Raw genomic sequence first — 5111 nt, 5'->3', positions numbered from 1 at the left:
CCTGCTCGGCGAGAGCTCCGGCGCGTCGGTGGCCACCGGCCAGCACGCGATCCTGGCCCCGCTGCGCGGCCGCCGCCGGGTGATCGGCACGGCGGTGTTCCTGCGCGGCCCGGACCGGATCCCGTTCGAGGGCGACGACCTGCTGGTCGCCGCCCAGCTGGCCACGCACAGCGCGCTGGGCATCGACAAGGCGGTGCTCTACGGCCGCGAGGCGTACATCGCCGACGAGCTCCAGCGCACCATGCTGCCGGAGACGCTGCCCCGTCCGACGGGCGTGCGGCTGGCCTCGCGGTACCTCCCCGCGGCCCAGACGGCCCGGGTCGGCGGCGACTGGTACGACGCCATCCCGCTGCCCGGCAGCCGGGTCGCCCTGGTGGTCGGCGACGTGATGGGCCACTCGATGACCTCGGCCGCCATCATGGGCCAGCTGCGGACGACGGCGCAGACGCTGGCCGGTCTGGATCTGCCGCCGCAGGAGGTGCTGCACCACCTGGACGAGCAGGCGCAGCGACTGGGCACCGACCGGATGGCGACCTGCCTGTACGCGGTCTACGACCCGGTCGCGCACCGGATAACCGTCGCCAACGCCGGGCACCCGCCGCCGGTGCTCCTGCACCTGGGCGGCCGCGCCGAGGTGCTGGAGGTGCCGCCGGGCGCGCCGATCGGTGTGGGCGGGGTCGACTTCGAGGCCGTCGAGCTGGAGGCGCCGGCGGGGGCGACGCTGCTGCTGTACACCGACGGCCTGGTGGAGTCGCGGCTGCGTGACGTGTGGACCGGGATAGAGCAGCTGAGGGACAAGCTGGAGGCCACCGCGCGGCTCACCGGCTCGGACCACGCCCCGCCGCTGGAGGCGCTCTGCGACGAGGTGCTGGACATGCTGGGCCCGGGCGACCGGGACGACGACATCGCGCTGCTCGCGGCGCGGTTCGACGGCATCGCGCCGAGCGACGTGGCGTCCTGGGAGCTGTATCCGGAGACCGCGGCCCCGGGCCGGGCACGGCGGCTGGCGCGCGCGGCGCTGGACGACTGGGGACTGGAGGCGCTGACCGACTCGGTGGAGCTGCTGGTCAGCGAGGTCGTCACCAACGCGGTGCGGTACTCGACCCGGCCGATCACGCTGCGGCTGCTGCGGACCGAGGTGCTGCGCTGCGAGGTGGTGGACGACGTCCCGCAGCTGCCGCGGCTGCGGCAGGCCCGGGCCACCGACGAGGGCGGCCGGGGCCTGTACCTGGTCAACCGGCTGGCCCGCCGGTGGGGCGCCACCCGCCTGTCCACCGGCAAGGCCGTCTGGTTCGAGCTCAACCACCCTTGACGGGAAAGGGGGCCGGTCCGCCCTCAGGCGTGATACCGGCCCCCGCCGTCCCGTGGCCCCGGGAGCTGCCTCGTGAGCTGCCTCGGCGACCCCGGGGCTACCTCAGGAAGCCGACGCCGTCCTCGGCGGCGGCCGGGTCCTCGTCGTCGCCCGGCGGGCGGCCGGGCCGGGGGTCGGTCGGCGTCTCCTCGGCGGACGGGCCGCCCGGCTGCGACGGGGTCGCCGTGTCGGTCGGGGTCTCCGTGGGCGTCTCGGTCGGGGTCTCGGTCGGCGTGCCGCTGGGCGTCGACGACGGCGTCTCGCTCGGGCTCGGCGACGGCGTCACGGTCGGCGCCGGCGTCACGGCGGCGCCCTGGTCGGTCTCCAGGTCGAACCGGGCGGAGCCGTCGGTCACGCCGAAGGTGTAGTCGGCCCAGATCTGCGCCGGGTAGCCGCCGCCGTTGATCCGGCCCTTGCCGGGGATGAGCCCGGTGGCGCCGCTGAGCGACGTGTGCTTGTTGTTCTTCGGGTTCTCGCCGAACAGGCCGACCGCGGTCACCAGGTCCGGGGTGTAGCCGACGAACCAGGCCGACTGGTTGTCGTCGGAGGTGCCCGTCTTGCCCGCCACCTGCTGGCCGGCCCGCGTCGGGTTCTCCCGCACCGAGTAGCGGGCGGTGCCGTCGTCGACCACGCCGGTCAGGACCGAGGTGACGGTGTCGGCGGTGTTCCGGCCGAGGGCCTGCTCGCCCACCGGGTCGGGCATCTCGATCTCGGCGCCGTCCTTCTCGGCCGTCTTCACCAGGGCCGGGGTGACCTGCACGCCGTGGTTGGCCAGCGTGGCGTAGGCGCCGGCCATCTCCAGCGGGCTGGAGGTCATGGAGCCCAGCGTGTAGGCGGGGTAGGGATCGAGGTCGCCGGTGTCCATGCCGGCCCGCTCGGCGGTCTCCAGCACGTCGCGCATCCCGACGTCCACGCCCATCTGCGCGAACACCGAGTTGACCGACTTGTTCATGGCCGTCTGGACGGGGATGTCGCCGTAGTCGACGCCGTCCTCGTTGGGCGGGGCGAAGGGGATGTCGCTGCCGACCACCGGCCGCTCGCTGGTGCCGTCGTAGACGGTGCCGGCGGTGATCGGCCGCCCGTCCTGGGTGGTCGCGCCCTCCTCCAGCGCCGCGGCGAAGATCAGCGGCTTGAAGGTCGAGGCGGGCTGGAAGTCGGAGCGGGTCGCGTTGCTGAAGTAGTGCTTCAGGTAGTCCTGGCCGCCGTAGAGCGCCACGATCCGCCCGGTCTCCGGGTCCACCGAGACCGCGCCGGCCTGCACCGCGCCGTCGACCTTCCGCTTCTCGGGGTCCAGCTTGCTGGTGAGCTGCTCCTTGACGGAGGCCTCCAGCGCCTTCTGCTTCTTCTTGTCGATGTTGAGGGTGAGGTCCCAGCCCTGGCCCTCGACCTTGGCCTCGGCCTCGGCCGCCGAGATGCCCTCGACGTCCATCAGCTGCCGCTGCAGTTCCTTGTTGGCCTGCTGCACCAGGTAGCCGGCCTGTCCCTCGAGGCCGGCCGCCGGACGCGGTTCCTTCGGCACCGGGAACTTCAGGCCCGAGCGCTCGGAGGCGTCCAGCCACTTCATCTCGACCATGTTGTCGAGGGCGTAGTTCCAGCGTTCCTCGGCGAGCCGCTTGCCGGTCTTCGAGGCGATCGCCCAGTCGTACTGGTTGGGCGCCTGGAGCAGGGCGGCCAGGTAGGCGCCCTGCGCGACGGTGAGGTCCTTCGCGTCGACGCGGTAGTAGGCCTGGGCGGCGGCCTGGATCCCGTAGGCGCCGCGGCCGTAGTAGCTGGTGTTCATGTACCCGGCGAGGATCTCGTCCTTGGACATCTGCCGGTCGACCTTCAGCGCGATGACGACCTCACGCATCTTGCGGGAGACCGTCTGCTCCTGCGTGAGGTAGTAGTTCTTCACGTACTGCTGGGTGATCGTCGAGCCGCCCTGCTTGCCCTGGCCCCGCAGGGTGTTGAGCAGGCCGCGGGCGGTGCCCTTGATGTCGACGCCGGGGTCCTTGTAGAAGGTCTTGTTCTCGGCGGCGACGAAGGCGTGCTGGACGCCCTCGGGCACCTCGGAGAGGTCGACGATGTCCCGGTTGACCTCGCCGCGCCGGGCGAGGACGCTGCCGTCGCTGTAGCGGTAGACGTTGCTCTGGCTCTGGGCCAGCGCGTTGCCCTCGTCCGGCACGTCCACGACGAGGTACAGGGCTATGAAGGAGCCGATGCCGAGCAGGCAGACACCGAGGAACGTGCCGAGGAGTTTCCGCCAGGTGAAGAACCCGCGTATGCCCCGTCGGCGGCGCGCACGTCGTAGGTCAGCTCGCCCCATGATCCTCTTTCGCCCCGCTTCGTCTCGTTGGTCGCCCTGCGCCCCGGAAGTCTCCCGAAGCATGGCCAGTCCCGAAAGTTAACACCGCACCCTGTGACAAAGGGGTGCCGATCCGGTCTTTTACGGACGTGACAATCAGCACCCGAAACTTTCCGCCCTTACCGCACCAGACGTGTCACCGGCCGGAACGGTTGCCCGGGCCGGCCGGCGGGAGAGGTTTGCCACACACGTAAATGTGATATCACTTAGATAGAAAGAAGCTAGAGACGCACAGAGACGGGGGCCTTCCATGTCCACTCCTGCCACTCCTCACGCGACCCCTCCGCCGTCCGCCGCGGCCGACGTCCCCGCGATGCCCCGGCCGAGCGTCCGGGAGGTCCCGGCCAACTCCCTCGGCGGCGGGCTGGCCCTGCTGCTCGGGCTGCTCGGCGTGCTGCTCGCCGCCGGTCTGGGCTACCTGGGCGTCGAGCACACCACCGGCGGGACCACGGCCGCGCTCGTCGTGGTGGCGGTGCTGCTGGCGCTGCTCTCGCTGGCCGCGATGGCCGGACTGAACATGGTCGCGCCCGGTGAGGCGCGGGTCGTCCAGCTCTTCGGCCGCTACCGCGGCACGATCCGCGAGGACGGCCTGCGCTGGGTGAACCCGCTCACCACCCGCTCCCGCATCTCCACCCGGGTCCGCAACCACGAGACCGCCGTCCTCAAGGTCAACGACGCCTACGGCAACCCGATCGAGCTGGCCGCGGTGGTCGTCTGGCGCGTCGAGGACACCGCGCAGGCCACCTTCGAGGTCGACGACTTCCTGGAGTTCGTCTCCACCCAGACCGAGGCCGCCGTCCGGCACATCGCGATCGAGTACCCCTACGACGCGCACGGCGACGACGAGCTGTCGCTGCGCGGCAACGCCGAGGAGATCACCGAGAAGCTGGGCCTGGAACTGCACGCCCGGGTCGAGGCGGCCGGCGTCCAGATCATCGAGTCCCGCTTCACGCACCTCGCCTACGCCCCGGAGATCGCCTCCGCGATGCTCCAGCGGCAGCAGGCCGGCGCGGTGGTCGCCGCCCGGCGGCAGATCGTCGACGGGGCGGTGGGCATGGTCGAGTCGGCGCTCGCCCGGATCGCCGAGCAGGACATCGTGGAGCTGGACGAGGAGCGGAAGGCCGCGATGGTCTCCAACCTGATGGTCGTCCTCTGCGGTCACGGCTCGGTGCAGCCGGTCCTCAACACCGGAACCCTGTACCAGTGAGCGACGAGGAGAACCGACCGCCGGCGCCGCCCGGGGAGCCCGCCGGAGAACCCTCCGGGGAAGGGCCCCCCGCGCGGCGCCGGCGGTCGGCGGAACGCAAGCAGGTCCTGCTGCGGCTGGACCCGCTGGTGCACGACGCGCTGGCGCGGTGGGCGGGGGAGGAACTGCGCTCCACCAACGCGCAGATCGAGTTCCTGCTGCGCCGCGCG

General features: G+C 72.0%; 3 protein-coding genes and 1 pseudogene. 3 read left to right on the top strand and 1 reads right to left on the bottom strand.

Translation table 11 applies throughout. From position 1 onward, the window contains the following. Positions 1-1312, top strand: a 1312-nt coding sequence (locus HW445_RS17885; protein ID WP_180222009.1) for an ATP-binding SpoIIE family protein phosphatase, incomplete at its 5' end; no start/stop codon positions are given. Between the two features lie 97 nt (positions 1313-1409). On the opposite strand, the gene HW445_RS17880 is transcribed toward HW445_RS17885, so the two are convergent. After that, positions 1410-3656, bottom strand: coding sequence for a transglycosylase domain-containing protein (locus tag HW445_RS17880; protein WP_180222008.1), 2247 nt, complete (start codon positions 3654-3656; stop codon positions 1410-1412). A 289-nt stretch (positions 3657-3945) separates the two neighbouring features. On the opposite strand from HW445_RS17880, the gene HW445_RS17875 reads away from it, so the two are divergent. Together HW445_RS17875 and HW445_RS17870 are read left to right on the top strand one after the other, a co-directional pair. Continuing rightward, on the top strand, positions 3946-4902 hold the full coding sequence (locus HW445_RS17875) for an SPFH domain-containing protein (protein WP_180222007.1): 957 nt from the start codon (positions 3946-3948) through the stop codon (positions 4900-4902). Beyond that, positions 4899-5111 (top strand): annotated as a pseudogene (locus HW445_RS17870) (hypothetical protein); the annotation flags it as partial. The gene HW445_RS17875 and the pseudogene HW445_RS17870, both read left to right, overlap by 4 nt.

Origin of the sequence: Streptomyces sp. UH6, from assembly GCF_013421635.1 — a bacterium.
In the GTDB taxonomy this organism is placed as follows: domain Bacteria; phylum Actinomycetota; class Actinomycetes; order Streptomycetales; family Streptomycetaceae; genus Streptomyces; species Streptomyces abyssomicinicus.
This window is presented reverse-complemented; position numbering and strand designations above follow the sequence as displayed.